This window comes from Flavobacterium agrisoli, from assembly GCF_016522065.1.
Classification (GTDB): domain Bacteria; phylum Bacteroidota; class Bacteroidia; order Flavobacteriales; family Flavobacteriaceae; genus Flavobacterium; species Flavobacterium agrisoli.
Genome location: NZ_JAEHFV010000007.1, coordinates 1 through 23,087, shown reverse-complemented (window position 1 = coordinate 23,087; position 23,087 = coordinate 1). Strand labels below are relative to the sequence as shown.

The following is a 23,087-nucleotide window of genomic DNA, read 5'->3' as shown; positions in this document are numbered from 1 at the left end:
AAGATTATGTCATTAACAAAATCTGAAAGAAGACAGAGAATTAAATACAGAATTAGAAAAACGATTAGTGGTTCTGCTACTAAACCAAGGTTATCTGTATTTAGAAGTAATAAAGAAATTTACGCACAACTTATTGATGATGTAAATGGAATTACTATATTAGCTGCCTCTTCGAGAGAAAAAGAAATAGGAAAAGGTACCAACGTTGAAATTGCTGCTGCTGTTGGAAAATTAGTTGCAGAAAAAGCGTTGAAAGCTGGGGTAGAAACAGTAACTTTTGATAGAGGAGGTTATTTATACCATGGTCGTATTAAATCATTAGCCGAAGGCGCAAGAGCGGCTGGACTTAAATTCTAATATATTATGTCTAAATACAAAAATGTAGAATTGGTAAAACCTAGTGGTCTTGAACTTAAAGATCGTTTGGTAAGTGTGAATCGTGTTACTAAAGTTACAAAAGGAGGTAGAGCTTTTGGTTTTTCTGCTATTGTAGTGGTAGGTGATGAAAACGGTGTTGTTGGACACGGATTAGGAAAATCGAAAGATGTTTCTGAAGCAATTGCGAAAGCAGTAGAAGATGCTAAGAAAAATTTAGTTCGTATTCCTTTGAATGGTCAATCAGTACCTCACGAACAAAAAGGTAAATTTGGTGGTGCTCGTGTTTTTTTAATTCCTGCTTCTCATGGTACAGGAGTTATTGCTGGTGGAGCTGTTCGTTCGGTTCTTGAATCAGTAGGTATTCATGATGTATTATCAAAATCTCAAGGATCATCTAACCCTCATAACGTAGTAAAAGCAACTTTTGATGCTTTGTTACAAATGAGAAGCGCTTATACAGTAGCTAAACAAAGAGGTGTTTCTTTAGAAAAAGTTTTTAAAGGTTAATTCAAGGAAATTATGGCTAAATTATTAGTAAAACAAGTTAGAAGTAAAATCAACTGTCCTCTTTCACAAAAGAGAGGTTTGGAGGCTTTAGGTCTACGTAAAATAGGTCAAGTTGTAGAGCATGAGTCAAATCCTGCTATCCTTGGGATGATAAACAAAGTTAAACACTTAGTTTCTGTTGAAGAAGCTAAATAACAAAAAATTGTTATGAATTTAAGTAACTTACAACCAGCTGAGGGATCTACACATAACCAAAATAAAAGATTAGGCCGCGGAGAAGGTTCAGGCAAAGGTGGTACTGCCGCTAGAGGTCATAAAGGAGCTAAATCTCGTTCGGGTTATTCTAAAAAGATTGGTTTTGAAGGAGGGCAAATGCCACTTCAAAGACGTGTACCTAAGTTTGGTTTCAAAAACATCAACCGTAAAGATTACGAAGGTGTTAATTTAGATACTCTACAATTATTAGTGGATAACGGTCTTATAAAAGATTCTGTTGATATGACAGATTTTGTTGCAAACCGTTTGGCTACTAAAAATGAAATCGTTAAGATTTTGGGTAGAGGAGAATTGAAGGCAAAATTAAAAGTAACTGCTCATAAATTTACTGCAACTGCAAAAGCGGCTATTGAAGCTGCTGGTGGAGAAGCTGTAACATTATAATTTTTCTATTAGGATGAAGAAATTTATTGAATCAATTAGTAATGTTTGGAAAATCGAAGAGCTAAAAAACAGAATCTTAATTACTTTAGGTCTGCTTTTAGTATATCGTTTTGGTGCACACGTTACGCTTCCTGGAATTGACGCAACGCAATTGACCGGATTAGCGGGACAAACAAAAAATGGTTTAGGATCTATTCTAGACATGTTTACCGGAGGTGCCTTTTCTAAAGCTTCAGTTTTCGCTTTAGGAATTATGCCTTATATTTCTGCGTCGATCGTGGTTCAGTTAATGGGGATTGCGATTCCATATTTACAAAAACTTCAAAGTGATGGAGAAAGTGGTAGAAAAAAAATCAACCAAATTACGCGTTGGTTAACAATAGGTATTACATTGGTTCAAGGACCTACTTACATCTATAACTTATACAGAACATTACCTAGTAGTGCATTTCTTCTAGGTTTTGATTCTTTTGAATTCTTGTTTTCTTCGGTTGTTATTTTAGTAACAGGAACCATTTTTGCAATGTGGTTAGGAGAGAAAATTACCGATAAAGGTATTGGTAACGGTATTTCGTTATTAATCATGGTTGGTATTTTAGCTCGTTTTCCTCAAGCATTTATCCAAGAATTTACAACTAGAGTTACCAATAATAACGGAGGTCCAATGTTATTGGTTATAGAAATTATTGTTTGGTTATTGGTAATCATTTCTTGTGTCTTATTAATTATGGCAACTCGTAAAATTCCTGTACAATACGCTCGTCGTACTACATCAGGAAGTTACGAACAAGATGTGATGGGAGGAAATAGACAATGGATACCATTGAAGTTGAATGCTTCTGGGGTTATGCCAATCATTTTTGCTCAAGCAATTATGTTTATTCCTGCTGCTGTAGCTGGATTGTCAAAATCAGATGCATCTCAGTCTGTTGTTGGTGCATTTAGTGATATGTTTGGATTTTGGTATAATTTGGTATTTGCAACACTTATTATTGTATTTACTTTCTTTTATACTGCAATAACTGTTCCTACGAATAAAATGTCCGATGATTTGAAGAGAAGTGGTGGATTTATACCAGGCGTTCGTCCAGGTGTAGAGACTTCTGATTTCTTAGATAAAATAATGTCATTAATAACTTTTCCAGGTTCCTTATTTCTTGCTTTGATAGCTGTTTTTCCAGCAATTGTTGTGAGCTTTATGGATGTTCAACAATCTTGGGCAATGTTTTTTGGAGGAACTTCATTGATTATTATGGTGGGGGTTGCAATAGATACAATGCAACAAATTAATTCATACTTATTGAATAAACACTATGATGGATTAATGAAAACTGGTAAAAACAGAAAGGCGGTAGCTTAATTTTATGGCAAAACAATCAGCAATAGAACAAGACGGATCAATTATTGAAGCATTGTCAAATGCGATGTTCCGTGTAGAATTAGAAAATGGACATGTTGTAATTGCTCATATATCTGGTAAAATGCGTATGCATTACATCAAATTATTACCTGGTGATAAAGTGAAACTAGAAATGAGTCCTTACGATTTGTCAAAAGCAAGAATTACTTATAGATATTAAAGGATATTCAAAATGAAAGTTAGAGCATCAGTAAAAAAGAGAAGTCCCGAGTGCGTTATCGTGCGAAGAAAAGGGAGATTGTACGTAATAAACAAAAAGAATCCTAGATTTAAACAAAGACAAGGATAATTATGGCAAGAATAGCAGGGGTAGATATCCCAAAAAACAAGAGAGGTGTTATTGCACTTACCTATATCTTCGGATTAGGAAAAAGTAGAGCTATTGAGATTTTAGAGAAAGCTCAAGTTAGCCAAGATAAAAAAGTTCAAGATTGGAATGATGATGAAATTGGAGCAATTCGTGAGGCTGTTTCTTCTTTTAAAATTGAAGGAGAATTGCGTTCTGAAATTTCTTTAAACATCAAACGTCTAATGGATATTGGATGTTACAGAGGAATTCGTCATAGATCTGGTCTTCCATTAAGAGGACAAAGAACTAAAAATAACTCTAGAACAAGAAAAGGTAAAAGAAAAACTGTTGCTAACAAGAAAAAAGCAACTAAATAATAAGTAATATGGCTAAAGCAACTGCAAAAAAACGTAAAGTTATCGTTGAATCAACGGGTGAGGCTCATATTTCTGCCACTTTCAATAATATTATCATTTCTTTGACAAATAAGAAAGGTGAAGTTATTTCTTGGTCTTCAGCTGGTAAAATGGGCTTTAGAGGTTCTAAAAAGAACACTCCTTATGCAGCTCAAATGGCAGCAGAAGATTGTAGTAAAGTAGCGCTTGAAGCAGGACTTAAAAAAGTTAAAGTTTATGTAAAAGGACCAGGTAACGGACGTGAGTCTGCTATCCGTTCTATTCATAACGGTGGAATTGAAGTTACCGAAATTATTGATGTAACACCAATGCCACACAACGGTTGTCGTCCTCCTAAAAGACGTAGAGTATAATATTATAAATTTTTAAGTATAACCAAGGTAGAAAACGGTTATCGAAGGATTTGACCTGAATTCATAATCTCTACCTTAATAATTTTTTGAAATGGCAAGATATACTGGTCCTAAAACTAGAATTGCTCGTAAATTTGGCGAAGCAATCTTCGGAGATGATAAATCTTTCGAAAAAAGAAATTACCCTCCTGGACAACACGGGATGGCTAAAAAAAGGGGTAAAAAATCTGAATATGCTATCCAATTAATGGAAAAGCAAAAAGCTAAATATTCTTATGGAATTTTAGAAAAACAATTCAGAGGTTTATTCAAAAAAGCATCGGCTACAAAAGGTGTTACTGGTGAGGTATTGTTACAATTGTGCGAAGCAAGACTAGATAATGTTGTTTTTAGAATGGGAATCGCTCCTTCAAGAAGAGGTGCTAGACAATTGGTTTCTCATAGACACATTACTGTAAATGGAGAGGTTGTTAACATTCCGTCTTACCACCTTAAACCTGGTGATAAAGTAGCGGTTCGTGAAAAATCTAAATCATTAGATGCTATCGATCGTTCTTTGTCTAATTCAAGTCATGTTTATGAATGGATTACTTGGAATAATGAGTTGAAAGAAGGTACGTTTGTTACTGTACCAGCTAGACTTCAAATTCCAGAAAACATTAAAGAACAATTAATCGTAGAGTTGTACAACAAATAATAATTGACTTAGTCGAAATTTATGGCAATATTTAATTTTCAAAAGCCCGATAAAGTTATCATGATCGATTCGACTGATTTTGAAGGAAAGTTTGAATTCAGACCTTTAGAACCAGGATACGGATTGACTGTTGGTAATGCACTTAGAAGAGTTTTACTTTCAGCATTAGAAGGTTATGCAATTACATCTGTTCGTATAGAAGGTGTAGATCATGAGTTTTCTACTATTTCAGGTGTTGTTGAAGATGTTACCGAAATTATTCTTAACCTTAAACAAGTACGTTTCAAACGTCAAATTGAGGACATAGATAATGAAGCAGTTACTATTTCTGTTTCTGGTAAAGATCAATTAACAGCAGGAGATTTTCAAAAATTTATTTCAGGTTTCCAAGTTTTGAATCCAGAATTGGTAATCTGTAATTTAGATAGCAAAATTAAACTGAATTTCGATTTAACTATCGAAAAAGGTAGAGGATATGTTCCTGCTGAGGAGAACAAAAAACAAAATGCACCAATTGGTACTATTTTTACAGATTCTATTTTTACACCTGTAAAAAATGTTAAGTATGCCATTGAAAACTTCCGTGTAGAGCAAAAAACAGATTATGAAAAATTAGTTTTTGAAATTAAAACTGACGGTTCTATCAATCCAAAAGATGCTCTTACCGAAGCTGCAAAAGTTTTAATTCACCATTTCATGTTATTTTCTGATGAAAGAATTACACTCGAGGCCGACGAAATTGCACAAACAGAATCATACGATGAGGAATCATTGCATATGAGACAACTGCTTAAAACTAAGCTTGTTGATATGGATTTATCTGTTAGAGCATTAAATTGCTTGAAAGCGGCTGAAGTTGATACACTTGGTGATTTAGTATCGTTCAATAAAAATGACTTAATGAAATTCCGTAATTTCGGTAAAAAATCTTTAACGGAACTAGATGAATTAGTTGCAGTTAAGAATTTAACTTTTGGAATGGATTTAGCTAAATACAAATTAGATAAAGAATAAATTACTTCATATTTTGCTCTCCAAAGCGGATAGTAGCAAGATGAAGTTATAAAAAAGACGTCATGAGACACGGAAAAAAATTCAATCACTTAAGCAGACAGACTGGACATAGAAAAGCTATGTTAGCTAATATGGCTTGTTCTCTTATTGAACACAAACGTATTAACACTACTGTTGCTAAAGCTAAAGCGCTTAAACAATTTGTTGAGCCTTTAATTACAAAATCTAAGGAAGATACGACTCATAATCGTCGTATTGTTTTTTCATATTTACGTAGCAAATATGCTGTGACAGATTTGTTCAGAGATGTTGCTGCAAAAGTAGGAGATCGTCCAGGTGGATACACTCGTATTATTAAAGTTGGAAATCGTTTAGGAGATAACGCTGATATGGCGATGATCGAATTAGTTGATTTTAATGAACTTTATAACGGAGGTAAAAAAGAAGTTAAGAAAGCGAAAAGTCGTCGTGGTGGTAAAGCTAAAAAAGCTGAAGCTACTACAGAAGAGGCTCCAGCTGCTGAAACTGAAGAAAAATCTACCGACGCTACTGAATAATTATGAGAATAAATATTCAATAAAATTTAAGGATAAGCTATTTATAGTTTATCCTTTTTTTTTGATTTTTTTGGAGTGTTTTTTTAACAAATCAATTCTAATTTTTATAATTGAATTTGCATCAAATGTTTGCACTCCCTTTTTTTATAAATTAACTTTGCATAAAATTAATTGATTGAACTTAGAGTTTAATAATTAGAACAACAACAATTTTAAAATGAAATACAATACAAGAGAAAAGGCAATCTTACTATTGAGCGACGGTACAATTTTTCATGGTAAATCTATTGGTATCAGCGGAACTACTTTTGGGGAAGTATGTTTTAATACCGGAATGACTGGGTATCAGGAGATTTTTACAGATCCTTCCTATTTTGGTCAAATTATGGTAACCACCAACGCACATATTGGTAATTATGGTGTAAATGAAAATGAGGTAGAATCGGAAAGTGTTAAAATTGCAGGTTTGGTTTGTAAAAACTTCAGTTTTAATTATTCTCGTGTAGATGCTGCGGGTAGTTTAGAAGATTATTTCAAAAATCAAAACTTAATTTGCATTTCGGATGTTGATACACGTGCTTTAGTTAGTTATATACGTGATAATGGCGCAATGAATGCTGTAATTTGTACAGACGGAACTCCGGTTGAGGAATTGAAAGTCGCTTTAGCCAATGTTCCCAATATGGAAGGTTTAGAGTTGGCTTCAAAAGTGTCAACCAAAGAACCATATTTTTATGGAGATGAAAACGCAAAATATAAAATTTCAGCTTTAGATTTAGGAATCAAAACCAATATATTGCGAAATTTAGCCAAAAGAGATTGTTATATTAAAGTGTTCCCTTATAATTCAAGTTACGAAGAATTAGCTGCTTTCAATCCAAATGGTTATTTTTTATCAAATGGACCTGGTGATCCAGACCCGTTACATGGTGTAATTGAAGTAGCAAAACAAATTATTGCAGATAATAAACCCTTGTTTGGAATTTGTTTAGGACACCAAATTATTGCTTTGGCAAATGGAGTTCAAACCTATAAAATGTTTGGCGGACATAGAGGAATTAATCACCCCGTAAAAAACCTTTTAACTGGTAAAGGAGAGATTACTTCTCAGAATCATGGTTTTGCCGTAAAAAGAGAGGCTTTGGTAGGGCATCCAGAATTAGAACTTACTCATATTCATTTAAATGATGATACAGTAGCAGGTATGCGAATGAAAAATAAAAATTGTTTTTCGGTGCAATACCATCCTGAAGCAAGTCCTGGCCCACATGATTCTTCTTATTTGTTTGATCAATTTGTTGAAAATCTGAGCAAATAAAAAAAGGCTAAAACGATTTAGTTAATAAATAATAGGGTTTGTTAACGACAAGACAGTTTTAGTATTAAATATTTTTATAATTTCGAAAAAAAAATATAATTAATTAATATAAACCAAAAATAATGAGTATTATAATTAAAGTTCACGCAAGACAAATTCTTGATTCTAGAGGAAATCCTACTATTGAAGTTGATGTAGTTACTGAAAATGGAGTTTTAGGTAGAGCAGCTGTTCCATCTGGAGCATCAACTGGAGAGCACGAAGCTGTTGAATTACGTGATGGAGGTAAAGCTTATCTAGGTAAAGGAGTTTTAAATGCAGTGAATAATGTAAATACTGTTATTGCTGAAGAACTAGTTGGAACTTCTGTTTTTGAACAAAATACTATTGACCAATTGATGATTGATTTAGATGGGACTCCAAATAAATCAAAATTAGGTGCTAATGCAATTTTAGGGGTTTCTTTAGCTGCGGCAAAAGCGGCTGCAAACGAACTAGGTTTGCCTTTATATCGTTATGTTGGCGGGGTTTCTGCTAATACTTTGCCAGTTCCAATGATGAATATCATCAATGGTGGTTCGCACTCTGATGCTCCTATCGCATTTCAGGAATTTATGATTTTCCCTGTAAAAGCAACGTCTTTTACACATGCAATGCAAATGGGTACTGAGATTTTTCACAACTTGAAAAAAGTATTACATGACAGAGGTTTGAGTACTGCAGTTGGTGACGAAGGTGGATTTGCTCCTAACTTAGCTGGAGGTACTGAAGATGCTTTAGACACCATAAAATTAGCTGTTGAAAAAGCAGGTTATTCTTTTGGAGATGAAATTATGATCGCTCTTGATTGTGCTGCTTCTGAATTTTATGTAAACGGGAAATACGATTATACTAAATTTGAAGGTGAAACTGGGAAAATAAGAACCTCTGAGGAGCAAGCGGATTACTTGGCTGAACTTGCAGCGAAATATCCAATTATTTCTATCGAAGATGGTATGTACGAAGACGACTGGAACGGTTGGAAAGCTTTAACCGAAAAAATTGGAGATAAAGTACAATTAGTAGGAGATGATTTATTCGTTACAAATGTGGCACGTTTGTCAACTGGTATCGAAAAAGGAATTGCTAACTCTATTTTAGTAAAAGTGAACCAAATTGGTACTTTGACTGAAACAATTGCAGCAGTTAATATGGCAAAAAATGCGGGTTACACGTCGGTAATGTCACACCGTTCTGGAGAGACTGAAGATAACACAATCGCAGATTTAGCAGTAGCCTTAAATTGTGGACAAATTAAAACAGGATCGGCTTCTCGTTCCGATCGTATGGCAAAATACAATCAATTGCTACGAATCGAAGAAGAATTAGGAAACACTGCCTATTTTCCAGGGTTAAATGCTTTTAAAGTTAAATAAATTCATTTTAAAATAGAAAAAAAGCCATTCATAAAACTATGAGTGGCTTTTTTTATGACATTTAACAAATTCATATAATAATCCTCTTTTTAATTACCCGTTAATTCCTTAGATTTGATAAATTATTATTTAAAGAATTATTTCCAAATTATATTATGTCAAAAATAGCTACATTAGAATTAGATGGTAAGAAAATTGAGCTTCCAATCATCACAGGAAGCGAAAATGAAACTGCTATCGATATTAACAAATTAAGAGATTTAACAGGAGCAATTACAATCGATCCGGGGTATAAAAATTCAGGATCTTGCAAAAGTGAAATTACGTTCTTAGATGGAGAATTAGGAATTTTACGTTACAGAGGTTACTCAATTGAAGAATTGGCAGAGAGCGCTGATTTCTTAGAAGTTTCTTACCTTTTAATTTTTGGTGAGTTGCCGACTACAGAACAATTGGAAAAATTCGAAAATGATATTAAAAAACATTCATTAGTGAATGAAGAAATGAAAAGCATTATCGATGGTTTTCCAAAAACGGCTCATCCCATGGGCGTTTTGTCTTCGTTGACAAGTGCTTTGACTGCTTTTAACCCAAAATCGGTTAATGTTGATAATGAAAAAGAAATGTATGAGGCTATTTGCAAAACTATCGCAAAGTTCTTGGTTATAGCTACTTGGACATATAGAAAATCTATGGGTTATCCTTTAAATTATTACGATAATACACAAGGGTATGTAGAAAACTTCATGCAATTGATGTTTAAGCTACCAACTCAGCCATACAAAGCTAGTGAGGTGGTTATTAATGCACTTGATAAATTATTTATATTACATGCCGATCACGAACAAAACTGTTCTACATCAACTGTTAGAATGGTAGGATCGTCTCACGCAGGTTTGTTTGCTTCTATTTCAGCTGGGGTTTCTGCTTTGTGGGGGCCATTACATGGTGGTGCTAATCAAGCGGTACTTGAAATGTTAGAAGAAATAAACAAAGATGGTGGAGATACGGATAAATTCTTAGCTAAAGCTAAAGACAAAAATGATCCTTTCCGTTTGATGGGCTTCGGGCATAGAGTATACAAGAACTTTGATCCTAGAGCTAAAATCATTAAAAAAGCAGCAAATGAAGTTTTAGGAACTTTAGGTGTTGAAGATCCAGTTTTGGAAATTGCTAAAAAATTAGAAAAAGCAGCTTTAGAAGATGAATACTTCAAGGCTAGAAACTTATATCCAAATGTTGATTTTTATTCGGGTATTATCTACAGAGCGTTAGGAATTCCAACAGACATGTTTACCGTTATGTTTGCCATCGGTAGATTACCAGGTTGGATTGCGCAATGGAAAGAAATGCGTGAAAATAAAGAGCCAATTGGTCGACCAAGACAAGTTTATACAGGTCATCCTTTACGAGAATATAAATCAAAAAAATAAAATCATTTCAAAGAAGCTCCACTTAACTGTGGGGCTTTTTTTATATTTGCTTCACAAAAAGCGAATAAAATGTTACAATTAAATATTAAGAACGAAACATCACGATTAAGAGCGGTGGTTTTAGGAACAGCTATTAATAATGGACCAACGCCTACAATTGCCGAAGCCTATGACCCGAAGTCGTTAGAGCATATTAAAGCTGGGACTTATCCTCTTGAAGTTGATATGATTAGGGAAATGAATGCGTTGGATGCCGTTTTTAAAAAATACGATGTAAAAGTCTTTCGCCCGGAAATTATTGAAAAATGCAATCAAATTTTTACCCGAGATATTGGGTTTGTAATCGAAGATACCTTTATTAAAGCGAATATTTTACCCGAAAGAGAATTAGAGTTAGAGGCTATTCAGTATATTTTGGATAATATAAATCCTTTGAAAGTGTGTAGACCTCCAGAAGCCATTCATATTGAAGGAGGAGATGTGATGCTTTGGCAAGACTATATTTTTGTGGGTACTTATAAAGGAAGTGATTATAAAGATTATATTACCGCTAGAACCAATTTGGAAGGTGTGGCTTATTTAAAAGAAATGTTTCCGTATAAAAAAATAAAAGAATTTGATTTAATTAAGTCCAAAATCGAGGCTCGCGACAATGCTTTGCACTTGGATTGTTGTTTTCAGCCAGTTGGGAAAAACAAGGGAATTATTTATAAAAACGGATTCAGAGAAGAGTCAGATTATCAATTTTTAGTACAGCTTTTTGGAAAAGAAAATTTATTTCACATTACTCGTGAAGAAATGTATCACATGTTTTCCAATGTTTTTTCTATTGATGAAAATATAGTGGTTTCCGAAAGAAATTTTACCAGACTCAACAATTGGCTTCGAGATAATGACTTTATTGTCGAAGAAATTTCCTATGCAGAGATTGCCAAGCAAGAAGGCTTGCTTAGATGTTCTACGTTACCTTTAATAAGAGATTAAATGTTATGAAACAAGTTACCAATTCTATTTTAATGATTCGTCCAGTTGCCTTTCGAATGAATGAGCAAACACAAGTAAATAATTATTATCAAAAAGTTTTAGAAAATCTGTTGCCTGCAACTGTAAATGCCAAAGCACAAGCTGAATTTGATACTTTTGTAAGCAAATTACAAGAAGTTGGAGTGGATGTTACGGTTGTCGAAGATACTTCCGAAACGGATACACCCGATAGCATTTTTCCAAACAATTGGATTTCTTTTCATGAAAATGGAGATGTGGTTCTGTATCCTATGTTTGCCGAAAATAGGAGAAAAGAACGTCGCGAAGATATATTGGATCTCCTAGAAGAAAAAGGATTCCGTATTGCTAATATCATGGATTATACCGCTGCCGAAGACGATGGTTATTTTTTAGAAGGTACTGGGAGCTTACTTTTAGATCGAGCTAACGCAAAAGCGTATTGTGCTTTGTCTCCTCGTGCAGATGAAGAACTGTTTATTGAATTTTGCGAAGATTTTGATAATGCTCCAGTTATTTTTGAAGCTTTTCAAACAGTAGGAAAAACAAGAGAATTGATTTATCATACCAATGTGATGATGTGTTTAGGCGAAAAATTTGCGGTGATTTGTGTGGATTGTATTGATGATAAAAAAGAGCGTAAAATGGTTCTCGATAATTTAAAGGAAAATAATAAAGAAATCATTTTCATTACTGAGGAACAAGTGAATAATTTTGCCGGAAACATGCTTGAAGTAGAAGGGGCGAATGAAAAACGTTACATCGTTATGAGCGATTCAGCTCATCAAAGTTTAACCCCGAAACAAATAACACAATTGGAAAAATACGGAACCATTTTAAGTTCTAATTTAGACACTATAGAAGCTTGTGGCGGCGGAAGCGCTCGTTGCATGATGGCAGAAATTTTTCTACCGAAGGAGTAATAAAATTAATATCAATTATCAATTATCAATTATCAATTATCAATTATCAATTATCAATTATCAATTTACATTAAATTCCCTTTTATAATGTTGATGATGGAGCTCACTATGTATTGTATTCCGATGGCAATGACGATGAAACCAATTATTCGGGAGATGGCCACAATACCCGAAGCTCCTAAAAAACGAGATAGGTAATGTGCACTTTTTAAAATCACGAAAATCACTATCGAAGTACATAAAATAGCCAACACAGCAATAAAAATTTCTAACGGTTGGTGGTGTTCCTGGTAAAAAGCAATCAATAAAGAAATAGATCCTGGTCCCGCTAACATAGGTATAGCTAAGGGAGTTAGCGCGATATCGTTTCTTTTTTGTGCATCGTTTTCTACTTTTTTATTGATACCTCTTTTTTTACTAATTTTTCCAGATAGTAACGAAAAGCCAGAATTTAAAATAACAATTCCACCCGCAATTCGTAACGCATCAATGCTAATTCCGAAAAAGGAAAGTGCATATTGTCCCACAAAAAAGGAAATCGTTAAAATCAAAAAAACATTGATAGACGTCCATAACGAAATTCGGTTGCGTTCTATATTCGAATCATCTTGCGTCAATCCAACAAAAATAGGAACTGTTCCGATAGGGTTTAATACAGAAAATAAAGCAGCAAATAAGTAAATAAATAAATCCATGTGTATTGTTTGGTTGATCAAAAATAGTGTTTTAAATAAACATTTTGATCAATTTATGTTAGGAAATTGTTTTTTATGGTTTGGGTATTATTCAGTTCAATGATAAGCTTGCGGGTATTTTTACTTACATTTGCTGTTGCATATAAAATGAATAAATGAAAAATAAGAAAACCATGGTTTTAGGTGCTTCTTTAAAAGAAGAACGCTATTCTAACAAAGCCATTCAATTTTTAGTAGAAAAAGGACATTCGGTAATTGCCATAGGGCAAAAAGCGGGGGAAGTAGCAGGTGTGGCGATACAAACAAAGAAAGTACCTGTGAAAAATATTGATACCGTAACCTTGTATCTTAACCCTGTTAGGCAGCGTGACTACTATAATTACATCATTGAAGCGCAACCTAAACGCGTTATTTTTAATCCCGGAACCGAGAATCCAGAGTTTTATCAACTTTTAGAATTAAATGCTATTAAAGTTGAAGTAGCTTGTACCTTAGTTTTGCTGCGAACAAATCAGTTTTAATTTGGTGAATTTATTCGTACTATGGAATTTTCTTCAAAATTATTAGAAAAAGCAGTAAACGAAATGTCGCAATTACCCGGAATTGGTAAAAGAACGGCGCTTCGTTTGGTTTTGCATTTGCTCAAGCAGCCCCAGGAAAGAACGGGTTTTTTGACAGAGGCTTTGATGAACATGCGTCATCAAATTCGATTTTGTGAATCTTGTCATAATATTTCTGATGAAAAAATATGCGAAATATGTGCACAACCATCTCGTAACCATCAAACTATTTGTGTAGTTGAAGATGTTCGAGATGTAATGGCGATAGAAAATACAGGGCAATTTAAAGGGATTTATCATGTTCTAGGAGGTAAAATTTCGCCAATTGAAGGAGTTGGACCCAGTCAGCTAACAATAACAAGTTTAGTTGAAAAAGTAAAATCGGGTAAAGTTTCCGAGATTATTTTTGCTTTGAGCTCCACTATAGAAGGCGATACGACTAATTTTTACATCTACAAACAAATTGCCGACAGTTCGATTTTGGTTTCAACCATTGCCAGAGGAATTGCTGTGGGTGATGAATTAGAATATGCAGACGAAGTTACCTTAGGCCGCAGTATTTTACATCGAATTCCATTTGAGAATAATTACAAAAACAGTTAAATTTTTTTCTAAAAGTCAGGATATTTTTTAAATAAAATTCGAAAACCTATATTTGCGTTTTAATTTCCATAAAATGACTAACAAAAGTCTGTGCCTCTTTGTATTATTCAGCTTATTGCTCACTTCTTGTATACCGTTAAACGATTTGGTTTACCTACAAGATAAAGATAAAAATGGAGTAGAAAATGCTGTTTCGGCTGTAGAATCCAAACCTTATCGATTGCAAACGAATGATATTATATCGATAAATTTAAAAGCCATTGACCCTAAATTGGTTGCAATTTTTAAACCATCTACAAATACACAAGATAATACAGCTCAAAATCGTTCTGAAAATGGACTTTATTTTGATGGCTTCACAGTAGATGATCATGGTAATATTCGTGTTCCTATTTTAGGAGAAATAAACGTGCTCGGTTATACGTTGGAAGAAGTACGTGTTACCATCGAAAAAATGCTTTTAGAAAATTACTTTAAAACCGAAGCAAATCTTTTTGTTACCGTAAAATTGGCCGGTTTTCGATATACCATCAACGGCGAAGTAGGGAGTACCGGTACCAAAGTACTCTATAAAGATAATGTGAATATCATGGAAGCCATTGCCAATGCGGGTGATATTACAGTTACAGGAAATAGAAAAGAAGTCACGATTATAAGGCAGTCTCCAACCGGCATGCAAATGCATTCGATTGATTTAACCGATGTTGATGCAGTGAAATCACCTTATTATTATTTGCAGCCCAACGATTATATTTATGTTAAACCGGTGAAACAAAAAACATGGGGAACGGGTAAAACTGGAATTGAATCGATGAGTACCATTATTACTGTTTTGTCTTTAGCTACTACTGTTTTTGTGCTTTTAAAACTTTAATCACTTGCTTTTATGTTAGATATGAAAGATTTTTCGATTTTTGATAATCAACCCAGTTTTGATTTTAAGGGGTTGTTGTTAAAAATTGCGGGATATTGGAAGTGGTTTGTAGTGAGTATTTTGTTATGTCTTTTTGTGGCGTATCAAATTAACATCAGAAAAGAAAAAATTTACGGAATGCAAACTTTAATTTCGATTAAAGAAGAAAGCAATCCTTTTTTTACCTCCAATACCAGTTTGGTTTTCAATTGGGGAGGGACTTCCGATCAAGTGAGTAGTACTTCGACCATTCTGCAATCGCGTTCGCATAACGAATTGGTGGTCGAAAAGTTGCAATTTTACATAGATTATCTTACACAAGGCGAATACAACCTAGTGGATGCCTATGGCGCTGTGCCTTTTTATGTAGAAATTGACAAGGCAAAAGGACAATTAGCGAATCAATTAATTGGTATTACTTTTTTGAGCGCCAATGAGTATGAAATTCGCATTCCTTTCGAAAATAATTCTGTTTCTTTAGTCAATTATGCCAATGACAGTTATAGTACAACTGCAGTGGTGGCGGGTGACTTTGTAAAAAGATATAAAGTGGGAGAACATGTGGTTTTGCCTTTCTTAAATTGGAAATTGCAAATCAACAACCAACCCGGATTTTACAAAGGAAATGAATATTTTGTTCGGTTTAAGGATTTTGATGGCACAGTGGCCGGATGTAAAAATGTGAATGTAGAGGCAGGTGAAAAGGGTGGCTCGATCCTAACTTTGTCGATGCAGGGCACAAATAAGGCACGAATGGTTGATTATTTGAATGCAACCGTCAAAATGTTGATTAAAAATCAATTGGATAGTAAAAACCAATTTGCAACCAATACTATTAATTTCATCGACAGTACCTTGATTGCCATGGAAAAGCAACTGAAGGAAACGGGCAATGAGCTAAAATCGTTTCGAAAAGACAAGAATATTTTTGATATTGAAGAAGGAGGTGCCAAGTTTTCGGATAAAATGCTCGATTTTGATGTTCAAAAAGACGAAATTGTTCGTAAAATTACCTATTACAATTCGCTTAAAGCCTATTTAAAAAACAGTGTTGATTATGCTAAATTACCCGCTCCATCGGTAGCCGGAATTGAAGATCCTAATATTGTTGCCAATGTTTCCAAATTAATTGCACTCTCAACACAACGTTCCGAAATGGCGTATGCCGTCAAAAGTGACAAAATTTTTATGGATTTTGATAATCAAATGGAATCTGTAAAAAAAGTGCTGCAAGAAAATATCAATTCAGCTAAATCTTCCTTACAATTTGATTTAAATTTAATAAATGCAAAGATTGGTCAAGCAGAGAGCACCATCAAAAGACTACCGGACGAACAACAAGAGTTGTTTAAAATTAAAAGAAAATACAATCTAAGCGACAATATTTACAATACATTTTTACAGAAAAGAAGTGAGGCCGATATTGTAAAAGCATCCAATCTTTCGGATATTCATTTTATAGATCCGGCCAAGGATATTGGTGGTGGTTTAATTGGACCTAAAACATCGGTGAATTATATTTTGGCGCTCTTTTTCGGAACCTTGTTTCCATTAGCGGTGGTGTTGATTATTTTCTTTTTAAATAATGCTATTCAAAATACAGAGGATATTAACAAGTTAACCCAAATTCCTTTAATTGGGGTTATCGGAGTTCACCCAGAAAACTCAAGTTTAGCAGTTTTTGAAAAACCAAAATCGCCTTTATCAGAAGCATTTAGGGCTATTCGTTCGTCTTTGCAGTTTTTGTACAAAAAGCAACAGGTAGATGGAGCCAAAACCTTGATGATTACCTCTTCTATAAGTGGCGAGGGAAAAACTTTTTGCTCGATTAATATTGCTACCGTTTTTGCTTTAAGCGAAAAGAAAACCGTTATTGTCGGATTGGATCTTCGTAAACCGAGATTGGCTGAGGAATTGGATATTAAAAATGAAGCAGGGGTTGTGAATTATTTAATTCAGCAAAATAGTGTAGATGAAATTATTAACAAAACTCAAGTGCCTTATTTGGATGTTATTTTGTCGGGTCCTATTCCGCCCAATCCTTCCGAATTAGTTATTAGCAACCAAATGGCTGTTTTAATGGAAGAACTAAAGCAACGATATGATTATATCATTTTAGATACTCCTCCTGTTGGATTGGTTTCGGACGCGATTGAGTTGGTACAATTTGTTGACGTAACCATGTATGTGGTTCGACAAAATTATACGAAGAAAGACATGATTACGTTGCTTAATAACCGAGTAAAGCGCGATGAGCTTGATAACGTGAGTATCGTCTTGAATGGTTTCGAAAATAAGGCCAAATACGGTTCTGCTTATGGTTATGCTTACGGATATGGGTATCAGTCGTATGGGTATGGAGAGGAAGAAAAGAAAGGCTATAAAGGTGTTGCATCGAAATTGAGGGATAAATGGTTTAAAAAATAAAGGATGGAAGCGACTACAACATACACTGTTTTGATTACGGGAGGGGCTGGATTTATTGGATCGAACCTGTGTGAGTATTTTTTGAATTTGGGGAAAAAGGTGGTTTGTTTGGATAATTTTTCAACGGGGCACCGTCATAATTTGGTGTCTTTTTTAAATCATGAAAATTTCACTTTGATAGAAGGGGATATTCGGAATTTGGGAGATTGTCAGAAGGCAGTAGAAAATGTGGATTATGTATTGCATCAGGCGGCATTGGGTTCGGTACCGCGCTCGATTCAAGACCCGATTACGACGAACGAGGTAAATGTATCTGGTTTTTTAAATATGTTGGTTACCGCCCGTGATGCTAAAGTGAAACGGTTTGTGTATGCTGCTAGTTCTTCTACCTATGGCGATTCGGAAGGGTTACCGAAGGTGGAAGCCGTTATCGGGAAGCCCTTATCACCTTATGCCATTACCAAATACGTCAATGAATTGTATGCCGAAATATTCAGTAAAACCTATGGTATGGAAACGATAGGTTTGCGTTATTTCAATGTTTTTGGAAGGAGACAGGATCCCAACGGTGCTTATGCTGCGGTTATTCCGAAGTTTGTTAAACAACTCATGGATTTGGAAAGTCCCGTTATTAATGGCGATGGGCTGTACTCACGTGATTTTACCTATATTGATAATGTGATTCAGATGAATGTTTTGGCGCTGCAAGCTGCTAGCGCTGCGGTCAATACGGTGTATAATACGGCTTATGGGGAGCGAAATACCCTAAATGATTTAGTAGGTTATTTAAAAGAATATTTGGCAGCTTATAATCCAAAAATAGCGGATGTCGCCATTCGTTATCAGGAAAACCGCTTGGGTGATATTCCGCATTCGTTAGCCAGTATTGAAAAAGCACGAAAAAACTTGGGTTATGATCCTCAGTTTTCTTTGCAACAGGGTTTGCAAGAAGCGGTTTCTTGGTATTGGGAGCATTTGAAGGAGGATAGGTAGTTGATAGTTGATAGTTGACAGTTGGCGGTTGACGGTTGAGAGTTTACAGCTTATTGTTAAAGATGATGCAGGAGCCTTATAACTTAAGTCTTATTGCTTATAGCTAGAGTTCAAAATCGGAAATTGGCAGTTGATAGTTGATAGTTGATAGTTGATAACTGATAATTGACAGTTGACAGCTTATTGTTAAAGATGATGGAGGTGGCTTATAGCTTAATGCTTATTGCCTATGGCTCAAGGTCAAAATCGGAATGAAAGTTAAAAGATAAAAAAAAGAATAAAGTATAAATAAAGATACATGAACATTACTAAAATTTGTTGTATTGGTGCGGGGTATGTAGGGGGACCTACGATGGCGGTTATTGCGCAAAAGTGTCCACACATACAAGTTACGGTGGTAGATATGAATGTAGAGCGTATTCAGGCTTGGAATGATGCGGATGTACACAATATTCCGATTTACGAACCGGGATTGGCCGCCGTGGTGGCCGAAGCGCGTGGTCGAAATTTGTTTTTTTCTACCGATGTCGATCAGGCGATTGAGGAGGCTGATGCTATTTTTATTTCGGTTAATACGCCGACCAAAACCTACGGGAAAGGGAAAAATATGGCTGCCGATTTGAAGTACATCGAATTGTGTGCGCGTCAGATTGCACGTGTGGCTAAAAATGATAAAATTGTCATTGAAAAATCGACTTTACCGGTTCGTACTGCCGAAGCGATTAAAAGCATTTTGGACAGTACGGGTAATGGGGTGCAGTTTCAAATTTTATCCAATCCTGAATTTCTGGCGGAGGGAACGGCTGTCACCGATTTGTTGCAACCCGATCGTATTTTGATTGGAGGTGAAACTTCTGAGGCTGGCGAAAAAGCCATTGCGGCTTTGGTTGCGGTGTATGCCAATTGGGTGCCTCAGGATAAAATTTTAACTACGAATGTTTGGTCGTCGGAGTTATCGAAATTAACGGCGAATGCTTTTTTGGCACAACGTATTTCCTCTATAAATGCCTTGTCGGAATTGTGTGAGAAAACAGGTGCCGATGTTACCGAAGTGTCACGCGCCATCGGTATGGACAGTCGCATTGGGGCTAAGTTTTTAAAGGCTTCGGTTGGTTTTGGAGGTTCTTGTTTTCAAAAGGATATTCTGAATTTGGTTTATATTGCGAAATCATACGGTTTGACCGAAGTGGCCGATTATTGGGAGCAGGTCATTATCATGAACGACCATCAAAAGAGGCGTTTTGCTAACAAAATAGTGCAAACCTTATACAATACGGTTGCCGGAAAAAAAATTGCGTTTTTAGGTTGGGCTTTTAAAAAGGATACCAATGACACGCGCGAATCGGCGGCTATTTATGTGGCAGATGATTTGATTAACGAACAAGCTGAATTAGCGGTGTACGATCCTAAAGTTTCCGAAACCAAAGTACTGCAGGATTTGAATTACTTGCAATCGCGCACGGCTGATGAAAATCAGGCGGCTATTTCCTATTTTGATTCGGCTTACCAAGCTTGTCAAGGGGCGCATGCAGTGGCTATTTTAACCGAGTGGGATGAGTTTACCGACTACGATTGGCAAAAAATATACGATGGCATGCAAAAACCGGCTTTTTTGTTTGATGGCCGCAATATTTTGAATGCTGCTGCAATGGAGGCTATTGGGTTTGTTTATAGTGGGATTGGGGTTGTTAGTAGTGAGTAGTGAGTAGTGAGTAGTGAGTAGTGAGTAGTGAGTAGTGAAGGGTGAAGGGTGAAGAGTGAAGGGTGGCTCTCGGCTGCGCTCGAGGGTAGGAGTGAGTGGTGAATTGTGAATTGTGAATGGTTAGATCTAAATTTTTAATTCTTAATTCTTAATTCTTAAATCTTACTACTTATTTCTTAGAACTTACTAAATAATAAAAAACAGATATGAGTTGGTATGTGATTTATACAAAGCCGAAATGGGAAAAGAAGGTTGCGGAGCAGCTCAGCACCCTTGGGGTGGAGAGTTATTGTCCGGTGGTGATGCAGGTTCGGCAGTGGTCGGATCGGAAGAAGAAAGTGGAGATTCCGTTGTTTAATTCGTATGTTTTTGTGCGTCTGGATGAAAAGGAGCGGGATCTTGTTTTTCAGGTGCAGGGCGTGGTTCGGTATTTGTTTTGGTTGGGAAAACCGGCGGTTGTTCGGGATGTGGAAATTGAATCGATTCAAGAACGGTTGCGCGATTCGCTTCCTAAACAAATTGAAGTGTTGTCGCATCAAAAAGGAGATCGCATTGTGCTGAAAGAGGGTGTTTTTGCCAATCAAGAAGCGATTGTGAAATCGGTTTCGAAAAAAGAATATGTGTTGGAATTGGAAAGCTTGGGATGTGTGCTGCGGATTCGGTATTGAGTCTCAAAAGTCGTAAAGTCATAAAGTCATAAAGTCATAAGGTCTTAAAGTTTTAAAGTCGGGGGGGATAAGTTGATAGGTGAAAGATTTAAAGATTGAAAAATTGAAAAATTGAAAAATTTAATGATTTAAAGAATAATCCTCACAATTGATAATTGATAGTTGATAATTGACAATTCATAGAGTGTAAAGCATACAGCCTATTGCTTATTGCTTACAGCTAATAGTTGCTAGTTGAGAGTTGAGAGTTGATGGGTGAAAGATTTAAGTATTAAGTATTAAGTATTAAGTGTTAAGAGGGTTGCGTTTAGCTTAAAGCTTATTGGCTAAAGGTAAAATCAGAAATTTGAAGTTGCTAGGGGGAAATTTTCAAAAAACGATTCTCGATACTTTTTTTATTTCGCTATGCTGCATAAAAAACACTCGAATTGACGTTTTTTGAAAATTAAAGATTGAAAAATTTAATGATTTAAAGAGTAAGCCTCACAATTGATAATTGATATTTGACAGTGAATGGTGAGTAGTGAATGGTGAGTAGTGAATGGTGAGTAGTGAATGGTGAATTTACAGTTTACGGCTTAAGCTTACCATTCATCATGCACACGTTCTACAGTTCCCTCCTTGAGGAAGGCTAGGGAGGTGTTTTAAAGGCCTAGTTGAAAGTGAAGGGTGAGGAGTTTTCAGTTTAAAACTTAAAACTTACAGCCTAATGCTTATAGCTACATTACTAAATCTCTCTTTTCTACTTTTTAAATACCTATGAATAGTATGGTAAAACATAATTCATAAACCATTGAGGAGGAGTATCTGTCAAAAGCTTTAAAGCACCCTTATATAACTCGGCTATCATTACTTGTTTCTTTCCTGAGTTATCAAATAAATAAGCTCTGTGACACAAAGGTAACATCTCGTGCAACAGCCCTAAGGTTCTTACATAGCGCTGCACTATTTTGAGTTCGTCAACGGCATGCCCTCCTTTATCAACTCTATTGGCAACTCTTGCTACATTTACATCTGGATCATCAATACAAACAAAGTAGAGATATGGCAAATAGCCACTTTCTTTTAGTTCTTGAATTTCACTGATTTTAGAAGGATGACTCATCACCGTTTCAAAACTAAACGATTTGGATTGTTCAATAAGCATGTGTCTTATAAATGAGGCTACATAAGAAGCTTCATAGCTATGGGATTCTTTGGATTTATCCACAACACAATTCTCACTTATTTGAACATTTATAGGATGATTTTCTTTAAGTGCTTTTTCTATCAAGGAAACCGAACTAGGCCTCTTGGCAAACAAATCAAGATCTTTTTGAGTAACTTTTAAATCTAATTCTTGTAAATCAATCAACCCCTTAGTGGTCAACTTGATTTCAATTTTATCGGCATTTACAAAGAAACCCGTTGCGTAGTTTTTTGAAAATTCCTCAAACAATGAACTCTTACCAGATCCATTAGGGCCAGCAAAAATTCGGATTCTCTTATTTGGCATGAAGCACCATTCCTTTAGTTAATGAAATTGTAGGCTCCTTCTTTTCTAGTATCTTTATTGCCGTTTTAATTCCTTGAGCATTTTCTTCGTATACAAACCCATTTTCGATATAGGTAATTGTAAGATCTAAGGCTTTGGAATGGCGTACCGCTTTACTAGCTGCCTCTTTTCCTGCTGCTACTAAAGACTTGGTTTGCTTATGATCAGGGGAAAACTGTTCTTTTTTCAAATTCATCGGGTATAAATTCTAATAAGTTACGCTGAATACAAAGTTAACGAATTTATTAATTGGTTCTGCTAACCCTATTCCATATTTGAATCCTGTAAATCTTATCTGGCTATTTAAGGAGGCTTCGCATACAGTTTAATGTGGATGGTGGATTGTGAATGGTGGATTGATAGTTGCTAGTTGACAGTTTGCAGTGAAGAGTGAAGAGTGAGTTGTGGGTTGTGGGTCATATGAGGGGTTGATAGTTGATCGTTAGCATTTTACACCTTACTGCTTACTGCATATAGCTTACAATTAACAGCTCTCCCTCGCAAAGTACACGGTTCCCTCCTTGAGGAGGGCTCAATGTCATTAAGTTAAGCCGAAATTAAATGGTATCCTTTTGATTTTTAGTTATTTTAGGTTTCACTCTAGCCCTGT

At 35.3% G+C, this 23,087-nt stretch carries 27 protein-coding genes; 24 read left to right on the top strand and 3 right to left on the bottom strand.

Translation table 11 applies throughout. From position 1 onward, the window contains the following. The first annotated feature begins 6 nt into the window (after positions 1-6). The 17 genes from rplR (at position 7) to ctlX (ending at position 12,382) form a co-directional block, all read left to right on the top strand. Positions 7-357 (top strand): 50S ribosomal protein L18, encoded by a 351-nt coding sequence (gene rplR / locus I5M07_RS13945; RefSeq protein WP_200107063.1) that lies wholly within the window; start codon positions 7-9, stop codon positions 355-357. 3 nt (positions 358-360) lie between these two features. Continuing rightward, entirely contained in the window at positions 361-885 is a 525-nt protein-coding gene (gene rpsE / locus I5M07_RS13940) for a 30S ribosomal protein S5 (protein ID WP_200107157.1), read from the top strand. Positions 886-897: 12 nt separating this feature from the next. After that, positions 898-1,080 carry a 50S ribosomal protein L30 gene (gene rpmD / locus I5M07_RS13935; protein ID WP_008464315.1) on the top strand — a complete coding sequence of 61 codons (183 nt, stop codon included), beginning with the start codon at positions 898-900 and terminating at the stop codon, positions 1,078-1,080. A gap of 12 nt (positions 1,081-1,092) precedes the next feature. Beyond that, entirely contained in the window at positions 1,093-1,545 is a 453-nt protein-coding gene (gene rplO, locus I5M07_RS13930; protein ID WP_200107062.1) for a 50S ribosomal protein L15, read from the top strand. A 13-nt stretch (positions 1,546-1,558) separates the two neighbouring features. Further along, positions 1,559-2,905: a preprotein translocase subunit SecY gene (secY, locus tag I5M07_RS13925; RefSeq protein WP_200107061.1), complete on the top strand. Its 1,347-nt coding sequence runs from the start codon at positions 1,559-1,561 to the stop codon at positions 2,903-2,905. A gap of 4 nt (positions 2,906-2,909) precedes the next feature. Further along, complete coding sequence (gene infA / locus I5M07_RS13920) at positions 2,910-3,125, top strand: translation initiation factor IF-1 (RefSeq protein WP_026714631.1); 216 nt, start codon at positions 2,910-2,912, stop codon at positions 3,123-3,125. A gap of 12 nt (positions 3,126-3,137) precedes the next feature. Continuing rightward, a complete protein-coding gene (gene ykgO / locus I5M07_RS13915; protein ID WP_108736932.1) occupies positions 3,138-3,254 on the top strand; it encodes a type B 50S ribosomal protein L36 in 117 nt (38 codons plus the stop codon). A gap of 2 nt (positions 3,255-3,256) precedes the next feature. Next, positions 3,257-3,631 carry a 30S ribosomal protein S13 gene (gene rpsM / locus I5M07_RS13910; protein WP_200107060.1) on the top strand — a complete coding sequence of 125 codons (375 nt, stop codon included), beginning with the start codon at positions 3,257-3,259 and terminating at the stop codon, positions 3,629-3,631. 8 nt (positions 3,632-3,639) lie between these two features. After that, positions 3,640-4,023: a 30S ribosomal protein S11 gene (rpsK, locus tag I5M07_RS13905; RefSeq protein WP_007803677.1), complete on the top strand. Its 384-nt coding sequence runs from the start codon at positions 3,640-3,642 to the stop codon at positions 4,021-4,023. 91 nt (positions 4,024-4,114) lie between these two features. Further along, the gene (gene rpsD, locus I5M07_RS13900; protein ID WP_200107059.1) at positions 4,115-4,720 is read left to right on the top strand and encodes a 30S ribosomal protein S4; all 606 of its coding nucleotides are present in this window, start codon (positions 4,115-4,117) and stop codon (positions 4,718-4,720) included. A 21-nt stretch (positions 4,721-4,741) separates the two neighbouring features. After that, positions 4,742-5,734: a DNA-directed RNA polymerase subunit alpha gene (locus tag I5M07_RS13895; protein WP_200107058.1), complete on the top strand. Its 993-nt coding sequence runs from the start codon at positions 4,742-4,744 to the stop codon at positions 5,732-5,734. A gap of 62 nt (positions 5,735-5,796) precedes the next feature. Then, the gene (gene rplQ / locus I5M07_RS13890) at positions 5,797-6,291 is read left to right on the top strand and encodes a 50S ribosomal protein L17 (RefSeq protein WP_200107057.1); all 495 of its coding nucleotides are present in this window, start codon (positions 5,797-5,799) and stop codon (positions 6,289-6,291) included. Between the two features lie 217 nt (positions 6,292-6,508). After that, complete coding sequence (gene carA, locus I5M07_RS13885; protein WP_200107056.1) at positions 6,509-7,609, top strand: glutamine-hydrolyzing carbamoyl-phosphate synthase small subunit; 1,101 nt, start codon at positions 6,509-6,511, stop codon at positions 7,607-7,609. Positions 7,610-7,731: 122 nt separating this feature from the next. Continuing rightward, on the top strand, positions 7,732-9,024 hold the full coding sequence (gene eno, locus I5M07_RS13880) for a phosphopyruvate hydratase (protein WP_200107055.1): 1,293 nt from the start codon (positions 7,732-7,734) through the stop codon (positions 9,022-9,024). Positions 9,025-9,179: 155 nt separating this feature from the next. After that, entirely contained in the window at positions 9,180-10,457 is a 1,278-nt protein-coding gene (locus I5M07_RS13875) for a citrate synthase (protein ID WP_200107054.1), read from the top strand. A 69-nt stretch (positions 10,458-10,526) separates the two neighbouring features. Further along, positions 10,527-11,441 carry a dimethylarginine dimethylaminohydrolase family protein gene (locus I5M07_RS13870; protein WP_200107053.1) on the top strand — a complete coding sequence of 305 codons (915 nt, stop codon included), beginning with the start codon at positions 10,527-10,529 and terminating at the stop codon, positions 11,439-11,441. 5 nt (positions 11,442-11,446) lie between these two features. After that, positions 11,447-12,382: a citrulline utilization hydrolase CtlX gene (ctlX, locus tag I5M07_RS13865; protein ID WP_200107052.1), complete on the top strand. Its 936-nt coding sequence runs from the start codon at positions 11,447-11,449 to the stop codon at positions 12,380-12,382. Between the two features lie 65 nt (positions 12,383-12,447). On the opposite strand, the gene I5M07_RS13860 is transcribed toward ctlX, so the two are convergent. Further along, positions 12,448-13,077 carry a MarC family NAAT transporter gene (locus I5M07_RS13860; protein WP_200107051.1) on the bottom strand — a complete coding sequence of 210 codons (630 nt, stop codon included), beginning with the start codon at positions 13,075-13,077 and terminating at the stop codon, positions 12,448-12,450. A gap of 155 nt (positions 13,078-13,232) precedes the next feature. Here I5M07_RS13860 and I5M07_RS13855 point away from each other — a divergent pair, with 155 nt between their 5' ends. The 7 genes from I5M07_RS13855 to I5M07_RS13825 all read left to right on the top strand — a co-directional run bounded on the left by I5M07_RS13855 (position 13,233) and on the right by I5M07_RS13825 (position 20,943). Next, the gene (locus I5M07_RS13855; protein ID WP_200107050.1) at positions 13,233-13,598 is read left to right on the top strand and encodes a CoA-binding protein; all 366 of its coding nucleotides are present in this window, start codon (positions 13,233-13,235) and stop codon (positions 13,596-13,598) included. 21 nt (positions 13,599-13,619) lie between these two features. Next, positions 13,620-14,240: a recombination mediator RecR gene (gene recR, locus I5M07_RS13850; protein ID WP_200107049.1), complete on the top strand. Its 621-nt coding sequence runs from the start codon at positions 13,620-13,622 to the stop codon at positions 14,238-14,240. 73 nt (positions 14,241-14,313) lie between these two features. Then, positions 14,314-15,114 carry a polysaccharide biosynthesis/export family protein gene (locus I5M07_RS13845; RefSeq protein ID WP_200107048.1) on the top strand — a complete coding sequence of 267 codons (801 nt, stop codon included), beginning with the start codon at positions 14,314-14,316 and terminating at the stop codon, positions 15,112-15,114. A gap of 12 nt (positions 15,115-15,126) precedes the next feature. Further along, the gene (locus I5M07_RS13840; protein WP_200107047.1) at positions 15,127-17,580 is read left to right on the top strand and encodes a polysaccharide biosynthesis tyrosine autokinase; all 2,454 of its coding nucleotides are present in this window, start codon (positions 15,127-15,129) and stop codon (positions 17,578-17,580) included. Between the two features lie 3 nt (positions 17,581-17,583). Next, entirely contained in the window at positions 17,584-18,573 is a 990-nt protein-coding gene (locus I5M07_RS13835) for an SDR family oxidoreductase (protein ID WP_200107046.1), read from the top strand. Between the two features lie 298 nt (positions 18,574-18,871). Next, positions 18,872-20,275 (top strand): UDP-glucose 6-dehydrogenase, encoded by a 1,404-nt coding sequence (locus tag I5M07_RS13830; protein ID WP_200107045.1) that lies wholly within the window; start codon positions 18,872-18,874, stop codon positions 20,273-20,275. A gap of 206 nt (positions 20,276-20,481) precedes the next feature. After that, positions 20,482-20,943, top strand: a complete 462-nt coding sequence (locus I5M07_RS13825; RefSeq protein ID WP_200107044.1) for a UpxY family transcription antiterminator — start codon at positions 20,482-20,484, stop codon at positions 20,941-20,943. A gap of 757 nt (positions 20,944-21,700) precedes the next feature. On the opposite strand, the gene I5M07_RS13820 is transcribed toward I5M07_RS13825, so the two are convergent. Together I5M07_RS13820 and I5M07_RS13815 are read right to left on the bottom strand one after the other, a co-directional pair. Continuing rightward, entirely contained in the window at positions 21,701-22,438 is a 738-nt protein-coding gene (locus tag I5M07_RS13820) for a zeta toxin family protein (RefSeq protein WP_200107043.1), read from the bottom strand. Continuing rightward, entirely contained in the window at positions 22,428-22,673 is a 246-nt protein-coding gene (locus I5M07_RS13815; protein WP_200107042.1) for a hypothetical protein, read from the bottom strand. Before I5M07_RS13815 ends, I5M07_RS13820 begins: the two co-directional genes overlap by 11 nt. Positions 22,674-23,087: the final 414 nt, after the last annotated feature.